Source organism: Bradyrhizobium sp. 179 (genome assembly GCF_023073535.1).
GTDB lineage: Bacteria > Pseudomonadota > Alphaproteobacteria > Rhizobiales > Xanthobacteraceae > Bradyrhizobium.
The window spans coordinates 118,641-136,019 of sequence record NZ_JADPJR010000157.1 but is presented as its reverse complement, the minus strand read 5'-3'; the positions used below and the strand labels follow the sequence as shown (position 1 = coordinate 136,019).

The 17,379-nt window shown below is 65.3% G+C and carries 13 protein-coding genes; 8 read left to right on the top strand and 5 right to left on the bottom strand.

Going from position 1 to position 17,379, the window contains the following annotated elements:
- Window positions 1–27: 27 nt before the first annotated feature.
- The 3 genes from IVB12_RS36080 to IVB12_RS36070 all read left to right on the top strand — a co-directional run bounded on the left by IVB12_RS36080 (window position 28) and on the right by IVB12_RS36070 (window position 7,186).
- Window positions 28–1,710, top strand: a complete 1,683-nt coding sequence (locus tag IVB12_RS36080; RefSeq protein WP_247307383.1) for a cache domain-containing protein — start codon at window positions 28–30, stop codon at window positions 1,708–1,710.
- 194 nt (window positions 1,711–1,904) lie between these two features.
- Entirely contained in the window at window positions 1,905–5,210 is a 3,306-nt protein-coding gene (locus IVB12_RS36075) for a carboxyl transferase domain-containing protein (RefSeq protein WP_247307381.1), read from the top strand.
- A 107-nt stretch (window positions 5,211–5,317) separates the two neighbouring features.
- On the top strand, window positions 5,318–7,186 hold the full coding sequence (locus IVB12_RS36070; protein WP_247307379.1) for a sigma-54-dependent Fis family transcriptional regulator: 1,869 nt from the start codon (window positions 5,318–5,320) through the stop codon (window positions 7,184–7,186).
- A 60-nt stretch (window positions 7,187–7,246) separates the two neighbouring features.
- Here the strand turns inward: IVB12_RS36070 and IVB12_RS36065 are convergent, their stop codons facing one another.
- Both IVB12_RS36065 and IVB12_RS36060 read right to left on the bottom strand, forming a co-directional pair.
- Window positions 7,247–7,801, bottom strand: coding sequence for a flavin reductase family protein (locus IVB12_RS36065; RefSeq protein WP_247307377.1), 555 nt, complete (start codon window positions 7,799–7,801; stop codon window positions 7,247–7,249).
- A 56-nt stretch (window positions 7,802–7,857) separates the two neighbouring features.
- Window positions 7,858–8,955: an LLM class flavin-dependent oxidoreductase gene (locus tag IVB12_RS36060; RefSeq protein ID WP_247307375.1), complete on the bottom strand. Its 1,098-nt coding sequence runs from the start codon at window positions 8,953–8,955 to the stop codon at window positions 7,858–7,860.
- A gap of 213 nt (window positions 8,956–9,168) precedes the next feature.
- On the opposite strand from IVB12_RS36060, the gene IVB12_RS36055 reads away from it, so the two are divergent.
- From IVB12_RS36055 to poxB, 3 genes are all read left to right on the top strand, one after another.
- On the top strand, window positions 9,169–10,083 hold the full coding sequence (locus tag IVB12_RS36055) for a 2-dehydro-3-deoxygalactonokinase (RefSeq protein WP_247307373.1): 915 nt from the start codon (window positions 9,169–9,171) through the stop codon (window positions 10,081–10,083).
- A 13-nt stretch (window positions 10,084–10,096) separates the two neighbouring features.
- Window positions 10,097–10,729 carry a 2-dehydro-3-deoxy-6-phosphogalactonate aldolase gene (locus tag IVB12_RS36050; protein ID WP_247307371.1) on the top strand — a complete coding sequence of 211 codons (633 nt, stop codon included), beginning with the start codon at window positions 10,097–10,099 and terminating at the stop codon, window positions 10,727–10,729.
- Window positions 10,730–10,809: 80 nt separating this feature from the next.
- A complete protein-coding gene (gene poxB / locus IVB12_RS36045; RefSeq protein ID WP_247307366.1) occupies window positions 10,810–12,546 on the top strand; it encodes a ubiquinone-dependent pyruvate dehydrogenase in 1,737 nt (578 codons plus the stop codon).
- Here the strand turns inward: poxB and IVB12_RS36040 are convergent.
- Together IVB12_RS36040 and IVB12_RS36035 are read right to left on the bottom strand one after the other, a co-directional pair.
- On the bottom strand, window positions 12,543–12,908 hold the full coding sequence (locus IVB12_RS36040; protein ID WP_247307363.1) for a hypothetical protein: 366 nt from the start codon (window positions 12,906–12,908) through the stop codon (window positions 12,543–12,545). The two genes, poxB and IVB12_RS36040, sit on opposite strands and share 4 nt — an antisense overlap.
- 66 nt (window positions 12,909–12,974) lie before the next feature.
- Complete coding sequence (locus tag IVB12_RS36035; RefSeq protein ID WP_247307360.1) at window positions 12,975–13,883, bottom strand: PaaI family thioesterase; 909 nt, start codon at window positions 13,881–13,883, stop codon at window positions 12,975–12,977.
- 148 nt (window positions 13,884–14,031) lie between these two features.
- Here IVB12_RS36035 and IVB12_RS36030 point away from each other — a divergent pair, with 148 nt between their 5' ends.
- On the top strand, window positions 14,032–14,349 hold the full coding sequence (locus IVB12_RS36030) for a hypothetical protein (protein WP_247307357.1): 318 nt from the start codon (window positions 14,032–14,034) through the stop codon (window positions 14,347–14,349).
- Between the two features lie 182 nt (window positions 14,350–14,531).
- On the top strand, window positions 14,532–15,746 hold the full coding sequence (locus IVB12_RS36025) for an LON peptidase substrate-binding domain-containing protein (protein WP_247307355.1): 1,215 nt from the start codon (window positions 14,532–14,534) through the stop codon (window positions 15,744–15,746).
- A gap of 47 nt (window positions 15,747–15,793) precedes the next feature.
- Here IVB12_RS36025 and IVB12_RS36020 read toward each other — a convergent pair whose 3' ends face one another.
- On the bottom strand, window positions 15,794–17,263 hold the full coding sequence (locus IVB12_RS36020) for an amidase (RefSeq protein WP_247307591.1): 1,470 nt from the start codon (window positions 17,261–17,263) through the stop codon (window positions 15,794–15,796).
- Window positions 17,264–17,379: the final 116 nt, after the last annotated feature.

The window sequence follows — 17,379 nt, the reverse complement described above, 5'->3', positions numbered from 1 at the left end:
CTGCCCTTCCAATTCCTGCGAGCACCGATGATTTTCTCCCGCATCAGTTTCAAGCTGGTCCTGATTGTCGGCATCAGCCTCCTCGGCATGGTCGCGCTGGTGCCGCTCGCGCTATCCACCCTGCGCGCGCAGATGATCGCCGACCGCCAGGCCAAGACGCAGCACATGGTGGATGTCGGCTACGGCATCCTGGCGCATTACCAGAAGCTCGAGAGCGAAGGAAAACTCTCGCGCGAGCAGGCCCAGGCCGGGGCAATGGCTGAAATCAAGAGCCTGCGCTACGACAAGGTCGAGTATTTCTGGATCAACGACATGGCCCCCAAGATGGTCATGCACCCGATCAAGCCCGAGCTCGACGGCAAGGACCTCTCCGGGATGAAGGATCCCGCGGGCAACGCCCTGTTCATGGGCTTCGTCGACGTCGTCAACAAGCAGGGCGCGGGCTTCTACGGCTATCTCTGGCCGAAGCCCGGGTTCGACCAGCCGGTCGGGAAAATCTCCTATGTGAAGGGCTTTGCGCCCTGGGGCTGGATCATCGGGACCGGCATCTATCTCGACGATGTCGACGCCGTCTTCCGCCAGAATGCGATGACCTTCGGCTATTTATGTCTCGCCGTGCTGGTCCTGGTCCTCGGCGCCTCCTTCCTGATCGGGCGAAGCGTCACCCGGCCGCTGGCCAGGATCACCGGGCTGACCGAGCGGCTCGCCGCCGGCGATAGCTCATTCGATGTGCCCTACACCGATCGCCGCGACGAGGTTGGCGGGCTCGCCAAGGCGCTCGCCATATTCAAGGACAATGCGTCGGCGGTCAGCCGGATGCATGCCGAGCAGGAAGAGTTGAAGCAGAAGGCCGACGACGAGAAGCGCAGGGCGATGGCCGATCTTGCCGGCAAGTTCGAGGCAAGCGTTCAGGCCGTCGTGCGCGATGTCTTCAACGAGGCGCGCGCGATGCAGCAGGCTGCGCAGGGCATGTCGGAGACCGCGAACAAGGCGACCGACCGCGCGAGCTTCGTCGCCACCGCCTGCCAGCAGGCCTCGAGCAACGTGCAGACGGTGGCCTCGGCCGCCGGCGAACTGTCGTCCTCGATCGCCGAAATCAGCCAGCGCGTCGCGCAGGCCGCCAGCGTGGCCGACAAGGCCGCCGCCGATGGTCAGCGCACCAACGACACCGTGCAGGGACTGGCCGCTGCCGCGCACAAGATCGGCGAGGTCATCGACCTCATCAATCAGATCGCCTCGCAGACCAATCTGCTCGCGCTCAACGCCACCATCGAGGCAGCGCGGGCCGGCGAAGCCGGCAAGGGCTTTGCGGTGGTCGCGAGCGAAGTGAAATCGCTGGCGAGCCAGACCGCGAAGGCGACCGACGAGATCGGAGCGCAGATCACCGCGATCCAGGCCGAGACCAACCAGGTGGTCGGCAACATCGAGAGCATTCGCAAAACCATCATGGAAGTCAACGAGATCTCCTCGTCGATCGCAGCCGCGGTCGAGGAGCAGGGCGCTGCGACCCAGGCGATCGCCCACAGCGTGCAGGAGGCGGCCGCCGGTACCGACCAGGTCTCGCAAAACATCGCCGGCGTCACCGATGCCACGGCGGCGACAGGCCAAGCCGCCGGTCTCGTGCTGCAATCGAGCGGCCGACTGACGCAGAAGCTGCAATCGCTGGAGAACGAGGTCAGCGTCTTCGTTGCGGGCGTGCGGGCGGCCTGATCGTCGCCGATCCGTCTGCCGTGACGTGGACTATTGGCCTCGTCACGGCGCATGCGACTAGATCGAAATTCCGGCCTGCGGGAGCGGTCATTGCGGCCGTCCTTCTCGCTCTTGACGGCTGCGGTTAAAGTGAAGAAGCAGGATCTTCGAACCTGCCGACCCGCGCCTGGCCTCGCGGGCAAGGAGACCGTTGCATGTCGTTCAAGAAGCTCCTGATCGCCAACCGCGGCGAGATCGCCATCCGCATCGCGCGCGCCGCGGCCGATGCCGGCATTATGACGGTTGCGATCCACCCCGCTGACGATGCGCTGTCGCTGCATGTGCGTGTTGCCGACGAAGCGATCGAGATCGCCGGCCGTGGTGCGCGGGCCTATCTCGACATCGACGCGGTGGTGACGGCGGCGAAAGCGGCCGGTTGCGATGCCGTGCATCCCGGCTACGGCTTCCTCAGTGAGAACGCGGCATTCGCAACAGCCTGCGCTGACGCGGGCGTCGCTTTCGTCGGGCCGAAGCCGGCAGCGCTCGAGCTGTTCGGCGACAAGGTTGCGGCACGGCAATTGGCGAAGCGCTGCGGTGTGCCGATCATCGCGGGCACCAGCGGGCCGTCGTCACTGGAGGAGATCACAGCCTTCTTCGCCTCGCTCGGCGGCGACGCGGCGATCGTGATTAAGGCGATGGCCGGCGGTGGCGGTCGCGGCATGCGCGTCGTGGACAACGCCGCCGATCTCGCGGAAGCCTATGCGCGCTGCCAGTCCGAAGCCAAGGCGGCGTTCGGCTTCGACGGCGTCTATGCCGAGCGGCTGATCCGGCAGGCGCGCCATATCGAGGTGCAGATCATCGGCGACCGCTTCGGCGCGATCTCTCACCTGTGGGAGCGCGAATGCACCATCCAGCGCCGGCATCAGAAGCTGATAGAGGTCGCGCCGAGTCCCTCGCTGAGCGATGGCTTGCGCGGCCGCATCATCGAGGCGGCGAAGCAGCTCGCCGCGGCCGCCTCTTACGACAATCTCGGCACGTTCGAGTTCCTGGTCGATGGCAGCGCCGACGACAGCTTTGCCTTCATCGAGGCCAATCCGCGGCTCCAGGTCGAGCACACCGTGACGGAAGAGGTGCTCGGCCTCGACCTCGTCCGCGCTCAGCTCGCGGTCACCGCAGGTGCGACGCTCGCCTCGATCGGCTTTGCGCAAGTGGATATTCCGAAGCCGCGCGGCTATGCCATGCAGCTTCGCATCAACATGGAGACGCTGGACGAAACGGGGGCGACGCACCCGACCGGCGGCGTGCTCGCCGTGTTCGAGCCGCCGTCAGGGCCCGGCGTTCGCGTCGATAGCTTTGGCTATGCCGGCTATAAGACCAGCGCGGCGTTCGACTCGCTGCTGGCGAAGGTCATCGTGCATACGCCGGTCGATGCCTGGCACGACGTGGTCGCGAAGGCCTCGCGTGCCTTGCGCGAGTTCCGAATTGACGGCGTCGTCGCCAACATCGCCTTTCTTCAGGCCGTGCTTGCGCATCCCGATTTCAGGACCAACCGCATCGCGACCGATTTCATCGACCGCAATATCGGCAAGCTCGCGGACGCATCGGACGGTGCTGCAAAGCCGCTGTACTTTGCTGCGGCCGAGCGAAGCAGCGCTCACGGCGCCGAGGCGAACGTCGCGCAAGTCGTGCCTGAAGGGGCGGTGATGGTCGCGGCCCCCTTGCAGGGAACCATCGTCACTATCCAGGTGAAGGAAGGCGAGATCGTCCGCCCCGGCCAGCAGCTCGCCGTGATCGAATCCATGAAGATGGAGCACCTCGTCATGGCCGAGCAAGGCGGCCGGGTCATGAAGCTCGTTGTCGCCGACGGCGTCACGCTGATGCATGGCGAGCCGATTCTTTTTCTGGAACCGCTCGACGTTGCGGCGGATAGCACGGCGGCGGAAGCCGACATCGATCTCGATCACATCCGTCCCGACCTCGCGGAGCTGATCGCGCGTCAGGCCAATACGCTCGACGAGAACCGCCCTGCCGCGGTCGAACGCCGCCGCAACACCAACCAGCGCACCGCGCGCGAGAACGTTGCCCAGCTCGTCGACCCCGGCTCGTTCATGGAGTATGGCAGCCTGGCGATTGCGGCCCAGCGCCGCCGGCGCAAGCTCGACGATCTCATCAAGAACACGCCGGCCGACGGCCTCGTCATGGGCGTTGCCACCGTCAACGCCGAAAAGTTCGGCCCGGAAGGCGGGCGCTGCATCGTCGTGGCTTATGACTACACCGTGCTCGCGGGTACGCAGGGCCACATGAACCACAAGAAGATCGACCGCATGCTGACGCTGGCGGAGGATTGGCGCGTGCCGCTGGTGTTCTACGCCGAAGGCGGCGGGGGCCGGCCCGGCGACACTGACCGGCTCGGCATGACCGGCCTCGACGGGCCGTCCTTCGTGCAGTTCGCAAGGTTGTCCGGCCTCGTGCCCGTAGTCGGTGTCGTCTCCGGCTATTGCTTCGCCGGCAATGCTGCGATGCTCGGCTGCTGCGACGTCATCATCGCGACCAAGAACGCCTCGATCGGCATGGGCGGCCCGGCAATGATCGAGGGCGGCGGGCTCGGCGTCTATCATCCGGCCGAGGTCGGGCCGGTCTCGTTCCAGGCGCCGAACGGCGTCATCGACATCCTCGTCGAAGACGAAGAGCAGGCAACGCGCGTTGCGCAGAAATACCTGTCCTATTTCCAGGGCGCGGTGTCGAATTGGGAAGCCGCCGACCAGCGCCTGCTCCGCCGCGCCATCCCCGAAAACCGTCTTCGCGTCTACGACATCCGCCGCGTGACCGAGCTCGTCGCGGACAAGGACTCCATGCTGGAGCTGCGCCGCGACTACGGCGTCGGCATGATCACCGCGCTGATCCGCATCGAAGGCAAGCCGTTCGGCCTGATTGCCAACAATCCGCGCCATCTCGGCGGCGCGATCGATGCCGATGCCGGCGACAAGGCCGCGCGTTTCCTCCAGCTCTGCGACGCTTTCGATCTGCCCGTCGTCTCGCTCTGCGACACACCCGGCTTCATGGTCGGCCCGGAAGCGGAGAAGACCGCAATCGTGCGCCACGTCTCGCGCATGTTCGTGACCGGAGCCAGCCTCACAGTGCCTTTATTCGGCATCGTGCTGCGCAAGGGCTACGGGCTCGGCGCGCAGTCGATGATCGGCGGCGGCTTCCACGCCTCGTTCTTCACCGCGGCTTGGCCGACCGGCGAGTTTGGCGGCATGGGGCTGGAGGGCTATGTCCGTCTCGGCTTCCGCAAGGAGATGGAGGCGATCGCCGATCCCGAAGAGCGCGAGACCTACTACCGCAACAAGGTCGCCGAGCTCTATGCCAACGGCAAGGCAGTTTCGATTGCCTCCGTGTTCGAGATCGACAATGTCATCGACCCCGCCGAGACGCGGCGCTGGATCATGGCGGGCCTGCGCTCAGTGCCAAAGCCGCCCGCGCGGACGGGCAAGAAGCGGCCGTGCATCGATACGTGGTGAGCGCGGTGCAGCAATTTTGACTGCGCCGCGTGCGTTCCCGGTTCCCGATTGACATCCCCGCCCGCGGTGCCAGACTTTGCGCAAAATACAGGGTGGAGACGTCCGCGATGGCCAGCCTTTCGGCCTCGAACCATGTCGCCCGTGTCTTGTCCGTCGCCAATCAGGCTACTGACCGCTTGGCGGACGTCGATGCCTCTTCGCGGATTGCCAATTCCTGGCGGCGCTGCCTGGTCAATCACAAGCTCGATCCCGCCCGCCGCGGGCCGCCGCAGACGCTGACCGAAGCCGAGATCCGTCACGTTGCCGAGCCGATGGAGGAGACGATCAGGCTCGCAACGCCCGAGCTCGACGATCTCGCCACGGTGCTGCGCGAGGCTGGCTATTGCGTCAATCTCGCGGACGCGAGCGCGACCATGCTGTTAAGCCGGTTGCCGGGCGAGGCCGACGCCGACATCTTCCTGCGCTGGAAGGTCTACACCGGCTCCAACTTTTCGGAGGCCTTCGAAGGCACCAACGGACTCGGCACCTGCCTTGCGGAGCAGAAATCGATCCTGGTGCATCGGGACGAGCATTTTCGCGAACAGTGGAGCATTTTCTCCTGCGCGGTGACGCCCTTGTTCGACCAAGCGGGTCGCATTGCTGGCGCCGTCAACATCACGTCGTGTCGTGATGACCTCAGCCGCGCCTCGCATCAGCTTGCGCTCGCGGTGACGATGGCTGCGGCGCGGCGAATGGAGGACGCGATCTTCCGCGGTCATTTCCGCGACGCCTGGGTTGCGACCGTGCCTGGAGACGGCGGCCGCGGCCTGCTCGCCTATGACGATGATCGGCGCATCGTCGGCGCCTGCCGTTCTGCGCGTGCGCTGCTGGGCCTAACCGACGGCATGATCGCGTCCGGCATCGATCTATCACGCTATGTCAGGTTCGTTCGTCACGCAGCGCGCGGCGCGGACGAGATCGTCGAGTTGCGCCGCGCCGACGGCAGTCCGTTAGGCCGGGGCCGTGTCGCGCCCCCGTTGCGCGCGAGGGCGCGTCGGCCGGCCCCGCGCGGCGACGGCTCCGTCGATCGATTCGACGCGTTGCACCGGCTCGCCGGTAGCGACCCCGGACTGATCAGAAGCGTAAAACGGCTCAGGCGCATCAGTGACCACAATCTGCCGGTGCTGCTGCATGGCGAGACCGGCGTCGGCAAGGACGTGTTCGCGCGCGCCATTCATGCGGCCAGCAACCGCGCGCGCAACAATTATGTCGCGCTGAACTGCGCGGCGATGCCGGAGAGCCTGATCGACGCCGAGCTGTTCGGCTACGAGGCCGGCGCCTTCACCGGTGCGCGGCGCGACGGCTCGAAAGGCCTGATCGTGCAGGCCGATGGCGGCACGCTGTTCCTGGACGAGATCGGCGACATGCCGATCGCGCTCCAAACCCGCTTGCTGCGCGTGCTGGAAAACCGCGAGGTCTGGCCGCTCGGCGCGCTCAAGCCTGTCGCCGTCGACATCCGCCTGATCAGCGCCACCCATCGCGATCTCGGCCGCATGGCCGAGGAGGGCGCCTTCCGCGCCGACCTCTATTTCCGCCTGCGCGGCATGGAGGTGCGATTGCCGGCGTTGCGCGAGCGCGCCGACCGCGACGACGTCATCCGCCATATTGCACGCGAGGAGGCGCCGAACTGCCGACTCTCGGATGAAGCCTGGTCGCAGCTCGTGGCCTATCCGTTCCCCGGCAATATGCGCCAACTCCGCCACGTGCTGCGGCTTGCCGGCTGCACCGCGGAGGACGGTGTCATCACCGATGCCGATCTCGATTTGCCGCGGTTCGGAAAGGCGGAGCCGGATCTCGAAGCGGCCGAGCGCGCCACGATCGTCGAGGCGCTGCGCAGGCAGGGTGGTCGCGTCACCGAGGCAGCACGCGCGCTGAAGCTCAGCCGCGCGACGCTTTATCGCAAGATCAAGCTGCTGAAGATCGAGACGACGCAGTAGCGTCGAAAAAACGAGTCGCTCCCGCAAGCGGGGCGAGAGAGCACGCCGCCTCTGCCGCCGTCACGAAAAATCCGTCCAGCTCAGATGCCGTGCATCGAGGTCGCCGATCGTCACGCCCTCGCGGATCTCCTGCGGCCTGTGAAAATTACCGCGCAGATAGACCAGCGGCTTGGCGCCATCCGCATGCGACACGCCGCGCACCTCGCCGATGAAGATCGAATGCGTCTTCGTCTCGAACTCCTGCGCCAGCACGCAGTCGAACGCCGCGACCGCGTCCGTCAGCACCGGCGCGCCGGTCTTGCCTCGCGTCCATTGTCCGAAAGCGAAGCGGTCGTCGCCGTTGACGCCTTTCTGGCCGCTGAAAGTCAGCGCCAGCAGGGCGTGATCCTCGTGCAGGAAGTTGATTGCAAATGCGCCTTCCTCGCGAATGCGCCCGTGTGCGCTGGCGCTACGGTTGACGCAGACGATCAGCGACGGCGGATTGTCGGAGAGCGAGCAGGCCGAGGTCACGGTCAGTCCGGTGCGCTTGCCGTGCTGGGCGCCGACCGTCACCAGCGCAACCGCGCCGGCGCATTGGCGCATCGCCTGCTTGAAATCCTTGGCGTCGACCGTCACGCGGAAATCTCCGAGATTGGGTGGGTGCGGCACGATCGCGCCGCACCCATACCGGGTCAAGCCGCCTTGCGCGCGGAGCCGAGATGCGTCAGGCGCGGCATCACCTCGTTCTTCAGCAGCGACAGCGAACGGTGCCAGGCTTCGGCCTTGTGCTTGTAGTCGAAGCCGAACACCAAGAGGACGCCGAAGCCGCCGACCTCGTCGTAGATCTTCTCGATCTTCTCGGCGACGGTCGCCGGCGAGCCGACGATCCAGTTCCGCTTGGCGCAATATTCGACGGTGACGTCGCTGTCGGGCACGTCAGGCGCGTGCTTGAGGTAGTCCTTGAAGCCGAAATGGCCGAGCAGCGGCAGGAAGTATTCGCTCATCATCCGGCCCATCATGTCGCCGGTCGAGAGCTTCCAGGCTTCCTCGTCGGTATCGGCAACGAACACCTCTCGCACCAGCCGCCAGTCCTGTCGGTTCGGTTTGCGTCCGGTCTTGGCGGCGCCGATCTCGACCGAATCCCAATGGCTCGAGACATAGGCCGGGTTGAGGTTGAGGCTCATCGGAATGAATCCGCGCTCGCCTGCCAGTTTTAGCGTGTCGGAATTCTTGGAAAGCCCGGCGACGCCGATCGGCGGATGCGGCGCCTGGAACGGCTTGATGTGAGGCTTGAGGAAGTCGAACATCGTGTCAGGCTTGGTCACCGTCCAGAACTTGCCCTTGTGGGTGAAGGGCGCCGGCTCGGTCCACAGCTTCAGGATGATTTCCAACGCCTCGCGGGTCATGTCGCGGTTCTGTCCGCTCATGCCGTCGACGTTGAACATCGCCCAGTCGCTCGGCAGGCCGCTCGCCGCGACGCCGAAATTGAGACGGCCCTCGGAGAGATGATCGAGCATCGCGACGCGGTTGGCGAGCTCGGCCGGGTGATGGTAGGGCAGCAGGAAGCCGCCCGGGCCGATGCGAAGCTTCTTGGTCTGCATCAGCGCCTGTGCGATTAGAAGATCCGGCGTCGGGTTGGGTTCCCAGGGAGCGGTGTGGTGCTCGCCGACCCAGGCCTCCTGATAGCCGAGCTCGTCGAGCCAGCGCATGACCTGCAGGTCCCAGTCGTTCCCTTCCTTCAGGCCGCACTCCGGCGGATGCGAAGGCATCGTGAAATAGCCGATCTCCATGGGTTTCCTCATCTGATGTTGACGCGTCTTGTTGCGCGTTGGCGGAGCTGAGTGGCGAAGCTTCAGCAAGCGGTGTGCCAGCGCGGTGGGGCCTCAAATCAGTGAGAAAGGGCTGGTTTGCCCTCGCAATAGCCGGTATCTCGGCACAGACTTGCAACATGTCGTCTCATGTCGCGAGACGACGTCTTAGCCGCAAGACGAGGACAGTTTCGAATGACCGAACCCGCCTACGTCGCGGTGGACTGGGGCACCAGCAGCTTTCGGCTCTGGCTGATCGATCGTGCCGGTCAGGTGCTGGCGGAACGCCGCAGCGGCGAGGGCATGCTGGCTGCGGCCAAGACCGGCTTCCCTGCCGTGCTGCAATCGCATCTTGCGACGCTCGAAGCGCCGGCTCATCTGCCGGTTCTCGTCTGCGGCATGGCCGGTGCCAAGACGGGCTGGGTCGAGGCCGGCTATGTCGACACGCCGGCGCCACTTGCCGCCATCCTGAAGCAGGCTGCGCTTGTGCCCGGCGAGCTGCGCGACATCCGCATCCTGCCGGGCATCGCGCAGCGCGATGCAAACAAGCCGGACGTGATGCGCGGCGAGGAGACGCAGTTGCTCGGCGCGCTCGGCCTCGATGCCGCCGGCGAGGCGCTGGTCTGCATGCCCGGCACGCATTCGAAATGGGTCCGCGTGAAGGGTGGCATTGTCGAGCACTTCTCGACCTTCATGACCGGCGAGCTCTTCAGTGTCGTCTCGCGCGAGACGATCCTGTCGCTCGCGGTCGCCGGCGCCGATGACGTTGAGGACGTCGCAAGCTTCAAGGCGGCGGTGGTTGCTGCATTCAAGGCACCGGCCTTCGCCGCCAATCTTCTGTTCACCGCGCGCTCGCGGCAGCTCTTGTTCGGCGGCACGCCGGCCGCGGCCCGCGAAACGGTATCGGGTACCCTCATTAGCGTCGAGCTCGCAGCGGGCCTTTCCGGGGCCGTCCCGAAAGCTGGCGTCAAGCTGATTGCCTCCGGCCGGCTCGCGATGCTGTACCGGCTCGCCTTCGAGGCGTTGGCAGTCACCATGCAGCCGATTGACGCCGATGAAGCGGTTCGCCGCGGTCTTTCGATGGCGGCCGCCGCGATCTGGATGAAATGAGAGGAATCTTGAAATGAGCGTTGCCTTTCCGCCGATGAAGCGTCCGCTGGTCGCGATCTTGCGCGGCGTCAAGCCGGAGGAGACCGAGGCGATCGTCGGCGTGCTGATCGAGGCCGGCGTGACCGCAATCGAGATCCCGCTGAACTCGCCAGATCCGTTCCGCTCGATTGCCACCGCTGTGAAGCTCGCGCCCGCCGGCGTGTTGATTGGCGCCGGCACTGTGCTGACGGCCGCAGACGTCGATCGTCTCAACGAAGTCGGCGGCAAGCTGATGGTCTCGCCGAATGTCGATACCGGGGTGCTGGCGCGCGCGCATCAGCACGGCATGGTGACGATGCCCGGCGTGTTCTCGCCGACCGAGGCGCTTCTGGCGGCGCGCTCCGGCGCCTCGAGCCTGAAGTTCTTTCCGGCGAGCGTGCTCGGCGCATCCGGCATCGCCGCGATCCGCGCCGTGCTGCCGGCCGGCGTGATGATTGCCGCTGTCGGTGGTGTCTCCGACCAGAATTTTGCCGAATATATCAAGGGCGGCGTGACGGCGTTCGGGCTCGGCTCAAGCCTCTACAAGCCCGGCATGACGGCGACGGACGTTGCCGCTCGCGCAAAGTTGACGATCGCGGCGTACGATCGGGCGATTGCGCAAGCCTGAGCCGCCAATAAACAAGCCGTGATGCCGTCACGGTCCTGCGTTATCCTATCTTGCTGCACCAGCGAGTTCAGGAGACCGACATGGCAATCAACAACGTAGCCGATCTGTTCGTGGCGACGCTCGAACAGGCCGGCGTCAAGCGCATCTATGGCATCGTCGGCGATAGCCTGAACGGCCTCACCGAGGCGCTGCGCCGCCGCGGCACCATCGACTGGATCCATGTCCGGCACGAAGAGGTCGCGGCGTTTGCCGCCGCCGGCGAAGCCGAGATGACGGGAAGCCTTGCGGTGTGCGCCGGCTCCTGCGGCCCCGGCAATCTGCATCTGATCAACGGCCTGTTCGACGCGCATCGCAGTCGCGTTCCGGTGCTGGCAATCGCGGCGCAGATCCCCTCGGCCGAGGTCGGCGGCGGCTATTTCCAGGAAACGCATCCGCAAAACCTGTTCCGCGAATGCAGCCATTATGGCGAGCTGGTCTCCGATCCCAGCCAGCTTCCTTACGTGCTGGAGAATGCGATCCGTGCGGCGGTCGGCCTGCGCGGTGTCGCCGTCGTCGCCATGCCCGGCGATGTCGCTTTCCGCAGTCCGCCGAAGCGCGCGCTGTCGACGACGCGCGGGCTTACGCCGGCAGCGCCGAAGGTCGTGCCACAGACGGGTGAGTTGCAAGCGCTCGCGGATCTCTTGAACGGTGCCGAACGCGTCACCTTGTTCTGCGGCCGTGGCTGCGCCGGCGCGCATGCGCCGCTGATGCAGCTTGCCGAAACGCTCAAGAGCCCGATTGTGCACGCGCTCGGTGGTAAGGAGCATGTCGAATACGACAATCCCTACGACGTCGGAATGACCGGCTTCATCGGGTTTTCCTCGGGCTACGCGGCCATGCACGCCTGCGACGCGCTCGTTATGCTCGGCACCGACTTCCCCTACAAGCAGTTCTTCCCGACCGACTGCCAGGTCGCGCAGATCGACATCCGCCCCGAAAATCTCGGCCGGCGCTGCAAGATCGATCTCGGCCTCGTCGGCGACGTCAAGCTGACCATCGAGGCGCTGCTGCCGCTATTGAAGACCAAGACGCAGCGCAGGCATCTCGACGATGCCATCGCGCACTACAAGAAGGCGCGCGAGGGTCTCGACCAACTCGCCAGGGGCACGCCGGGAGCCAAGCCGATCCATCCGCAATATCTGGCAAAAGTCATCAGCGACCATGCGTCCGACGATGCCGTGTTCACCGCCGATGTCGGCACGCCCACGGTGTGGGCCGCGCGCTATCTCGACATGAACGGCCGGCGTCGGCTGATCGGCTCCTTCGTGCACGGCTCGATGGCCAACGCCATGCCGCAGGCGATCGGCGCGCAGGCCGCCCAGCCCGGCCGCCAGGTGATCTCACTGTCGGGCGACGGCGGCTTCACCATGCTGATGGGCGATCTGATCACGCTGACGCAGATGAAGCTGCCGGTGAAAGTGGTCGTCTTCAACAACGGCGTGCTCGGCTTCGTCGCGCTGGAGATGAAGGCCGCGGGCTTCGTCGACACCAATGTCGATCTGGAGAATCCTGATTTCGCAGCGATGGCGCGCGCGATGGGTATCTTTGCCCAACGCGTCGAAGACCCCGGCGAGCTGCCCGGCGCGATGAAGGAGATGCTGGCTTATAACGGGCCGGCGCTGCTCGACGTAGTCACCGCCAAGCAGGAGCTGTCGATGCCGCCGACCATCACGCCCGAGCAGCTCAAGGGCTTCAGCCTCTGGGTGCTGCGCGCCGTGATGAACGGTCGTGGCGACGAGGTGCTGGACCTTGCCAAGACGAATCTGCTGCCGCGTTAACTGCGCTTGGCTGACGGCACCGGTAGCCGCTCGTGACGGTGCTGGAAGCGCTGCCAGTGCAGCACGGTGCCGATCAGCAGCGCCGGCACGAAGCCGAGCACGATCAGGAAATGCGGCAGCGCCTTCGGCGAGATGAAGGCAATGGCAACGTCCGAGATCAGCCAGAGCGCGGCGAACATCACCGCGAAATCCGTCCGTGGGCAGCGCAGATAATAGAACACGGCAGTGACGACGATGGCAGGCCCGATCGCAATGGCGATCATCACCGCCGTCAGCTCCTTCGGCGTCAGCGCGTCGAGCACCATCGATGCCAGCAGCCAGAGTGCGGCGAACATGGCGACGATGTCGAGCGGATGCCGCAACTCAATATCTCCCGCGGGAACGCGATATCGTTGTGTCCTGCGCCCCGCCCGTCAAGTGAAATACGCCTATTCCTCGTCACTTCCGGGCGTTGGCCGCAACATGAAATGACCGAAGGCCGTGGCGATCGGCTTGTCCGGATAGTCCTGCCAGGCCCGCGCCTCGAAGGCGACGATGCGCCGTCCCTGCTTCACAATCGATACGTCGGCGAAGGTGTCGAGCGCCCGGCCCGAGCGCAGATAGTTGACGGTGAGGCCGATCGGTTTGGGTGGCGCCGCAATGCCGAGCTCGCGCGCCACGCCGACGATCGCGGTGGTTTCGAGAAAAGCGCCGGTCATGCCGCCATGAATCGCGGGCAGGATCGGATTGCCGACGATCTTCGGCGAGAACGGCATCGTCAGCGTGGCGTCTCCGTTAACGCGAATGCCGAGGCAGCGCGCGAACGGGCTGTTCGCGAACGGACCATCTGAATCCTCGGGCGTCTCGAGCGTCGGAATGCTGCGCGAATCCATTCTGCGGTCGGCGAGCATGTTGGTGCGGTTGGCGCCGATCATGAAGCAGGCGGTCGCGGTCGCCACCGGATCGTCTTCGGACTCCTGGTAAGCGGTGGAGCGGACGAAGGCGATCGAGCGTGTGGTGCGGTAGCAGACCGAATGCGCCTTGATATCGAGGCCCGGCGTTGCCGGCTTCTGATAGTCGATCCGCAGGTCGAGGGTCGCGATCGCGCGCGTGCCGTCGAGCGCGAGCTGCACCGCCATGCCGCAGCTCTCGTCCAGCATCGCGGTGACGACGCCGCCATGCAGAACGCCGGTCTCGGTGTCGCCGACGAAGACGGGACGGTAAGGCAGGCTGGACCAGGCCTCGCCGGGCGCGAAGCGGTCGAGCTGGAGCCCGCTGATATGGCCGTAATCGGAGCGCCGGCCCTTGATGGCCTCGGCGAGTTCCTCGAAGGGAAGCGCGGTCGATGAGCTAGGCATAGCGACGTTCTAGACCAGTGCCGCGCACCGCGCAAAACCCGCATGTAACCTTCGCACGCTCCCGCAAGGCCGGTTTGGTCTCGACAGAGGCGGCCGAAGCGACGATGGTGGGTGCTTCGTTCGTTCGACCTATCCGCAAGGAGCGCTCATGACCGACCCCGAAACACCCTCGACCGCCCAGGGGCCCGTCACCATTTCGACCTCCAGCTCGGAGCGGGCCCCGATCATCTATTTCGACGGCGCCTCCTGCTTCGGCCATCATAACGGCGCGATCCAGATCGAGCTTGCCGCGAATCTCCTGATGCCGGTCGGCGCCGCAGTCAGGGTCGACGTGGTCCAGACCGCGCACCTGCGTTGCAGCGTGGCCGCGGCGCTTGCCCTGCGCGAAGCGCTCGACAAGGCGCTGGCGATGTACAAGCAGGGCCAGCAGCAGCCGCAGGAGGAGATTCCGGCGGTGAAGAATTGAGATCGCGATTGACATCAATTTGTCTTTGCGCCACCTTTCGCGCAGGTTGATACAACCTGCCGGTTGCGCCCTCCGTGGAACGGTGAATGTATCGAGCCCTGATCGGCCCCCTTTGCCCGAGCGACCGGGTCAGCAACGCAACCACCTGACACACCTGGATCGCTCACGCAGAGGACGAACCCATGCGCGATTTTCGCGATGCCAAGGCTATGGCGCAGACCCTGCGCGAATCCCTGACCACCAAGACCGTCACCATCAGTCACAGCGAGAGCCTCGAACTGGTGTCGAGGATGCTGGGCGTCGCCGACTGGAACACGTTGTCGGCGGTGCTTCAGGCCGAGCGCCGTGACACGGTTGCGCCGGCTGCGAAGCTCACGGCGACAACGGCGTTCTATCCGGCCATTCCGTTGCGCGATCTCGTTCCGTTTCCGAACGAGACCTACCCGCTGTTCGTGGGACGCGAGAGAACGATCCAGGCCTTGAATCAGGCGTTCGAAGGTGGGCGGGAGGTTGTGGTGGCGATCCAGCGTGAGGCGGCGGTCGACGAGCCGGGCCTTGCGGATGTCTACGAGATCGGCATCCTAGCTCAGTTGCTTGAGCTTGAAGCACTCCGCGACGGCACGCTCAGGGTGTTGACCCGAGGACTTAGGCGTGTCGCGCTACGCGGCTTTGCCGTTGAATCGGTCGCGTATCAGGCCGAAGTCACTGCCATCAGCGAGGGAGCGACTCGCGACGCGCGGGATCTGATCCGAAGGATCTATCAGCGCTTCCAGGATTACACGGCGGTTCACGGAATTCTCGTGCCGGACATCTGGCTGTTCTTTGATTCAACCCGTGATCCCGGACAGATCGCCGATACCGTCGCCACGCGGATGAAGCTGCCTGTCAGCGAGAAATACGAGCTGTTGGCGACGCTCGATCCCATGACGCGGCTTGAGCGCATCGAAGCGCTGCTTGACCAGTCGCAACGTCCGGTTTCGGCAAATTACGCGGCCACGAAGCGGCTGGCGTTCGATCTCGCTGACCGGCGTCGCCATCAATACGCGACGCTTGAGCATTTGCTGCTCGCCCTGATCGAAGATGCGAACGCGTCCGCCGTGATGCTCGCCTGCTACGCCGATCTTGGCAAGCTGAGGCAGAGCCTCGTGCAATATCTCGACAACGAGCTCAAACACACCGTGATCGAGGCCGGAAGCGCCGAGCCCACCGCCGCGTTCAAGCGCGTCGACCGGCGTGCCGCATTCCACGCTCAGGAGGTGGGCCATGCGGCGGTCACTCGCGCCAATGCGCTTGTTGCCTTGTTCGCCGAAACACGAAGTCCCGCGGCACGTCTGCTCGCGGAGCATGGCGTCTCGCGCGCGCGCGCCGACAAAGCGATCGCGCGAGGTGTTGGCTAAGAGTGCTCCAACATCGGCGATCGCATCTCAATGCGATCGCCGATCCTTCAGCCCACATGCACCTTCGGCTTCTTGCCGCCGTTCCACTTGCCGTCGAGCGCGCGCTCGATCTGGGCGGCGAGTTGCAGCAAGAGCCCGTCATTGGCCTGCTTGGCGATGGCCTGGATGCCGAGCGGCAGGCCGTGCTCGTGGGTCGCCATTGGCAGCGAGATCGCCGGGATGCCGCAGAGATTGGCGAGCGGCGTGAAGGCGAAATTGCGCCAGAGATTGCCGAACCAGTCGAGCACGTCGGGATTGTCGGAGATCGTGAGATATTCCTTGGTGCCGACCTTCGGCGTCGGCAGCGCGGTGACCGGCGTCAGGATCACGTCCCACTGCTCGAAGAAAGCGCCGAAGCCGCGGGAGGTCGTGTTGAAGACGCCTTGCATCTTCGCGCGCTCGGCGAAGCTTGTGTGTCGGCCGGCTTCCCAGATGCGGATGTTCATGGGCTCGATCAGATCTTCCGGCGGCTTCTCCAGCCCGCGCGCGGCGAGCATGTTGGAGATCACCACCGCAAAGTTCGAGATGTAGCAGGTGGTCTGCGCCGCGAACGCAGCGCGGAAATCGAGTTCGGGCAGCGCATAATCGACGTGATGGCCGAGCCCTTCGAGGAAGCGGCCGGTCTTCTCCAGCTCGGTGGCGATGTGCGACGTTGCAGTGTAATCGCCCCAGGTGTGCGATAGCGCGATGCGGAGCTTGCCGGGATCGCGCTTGATCATCTCGGAATAGGGCTGCGCCGTGGTCCAGAACGGCATGAACTCGCCGGGGGCAGGTCCCCTTGCATGATCGACAAAGGCGGCAGTGTCGCGCACGCTGCGCGACTGGCAGCCCTGGATCGAGACGAGGCCGGTGAGATCGGACATGTGCGGTGCGAGCGAGAACACGCCACGCGACACTTTGAGCCCGATATTGCCGTTGACGCCGGCGGGAATGCGGATCGAGCCGCCGCCGTCGGTTGCATGCGCGATCGGCACCACGCCGGCCGCGACCATCGCGGCGCTGCCGGCCGACGATCCGCAAGTGGTGTAGTCGGTATTCCAGGGATTGCGCGTGACATAGACGGCGGGATTGTCGGCCGAGCTGCAGACGCCGAATTCCGGCGTCGTGGTACGTCCGATCAGGTTGAGGCCAGCCTGGCGGAATTTGCCGGTCAGGAAGGTGTCGGCGGCTGCGCGATTGCCGCGCATCAGGAGCGAACCCATCTCCTGGAGGCGGCCCTTCATGGTCGGTCCCAAATCCTTCATCAGGAAAGGCAGGCCTGCGAACGGGCCGGAGAGGTTGGCGCCGTCCTTGGCGGGATCGGCGATCAGGTCCTCGAACAGCTCGACCACGCCCGACAGCGCCGGATTGACCTTGGCGACGCCCGCCGCGGCCTGCCGCGCCAGTTCCTTCGCCGTCAGCTCGCCGTTGCGGACGCGCGCGGCCAGCGCCACGCCGTCGTGCTGCGCCCATTCATTCCAGCTCATCGGCAAAGTCATGTCGGCAAAATCCTCTTGATGCGGCGCCATCTTTCCTTTCGCAAGGACCTTCGTGAATCAACTGAGCCGGCGCGGGGGGCAGGGTTGCATGGGGCGGAGAGGTGGAGGCGCAGAGC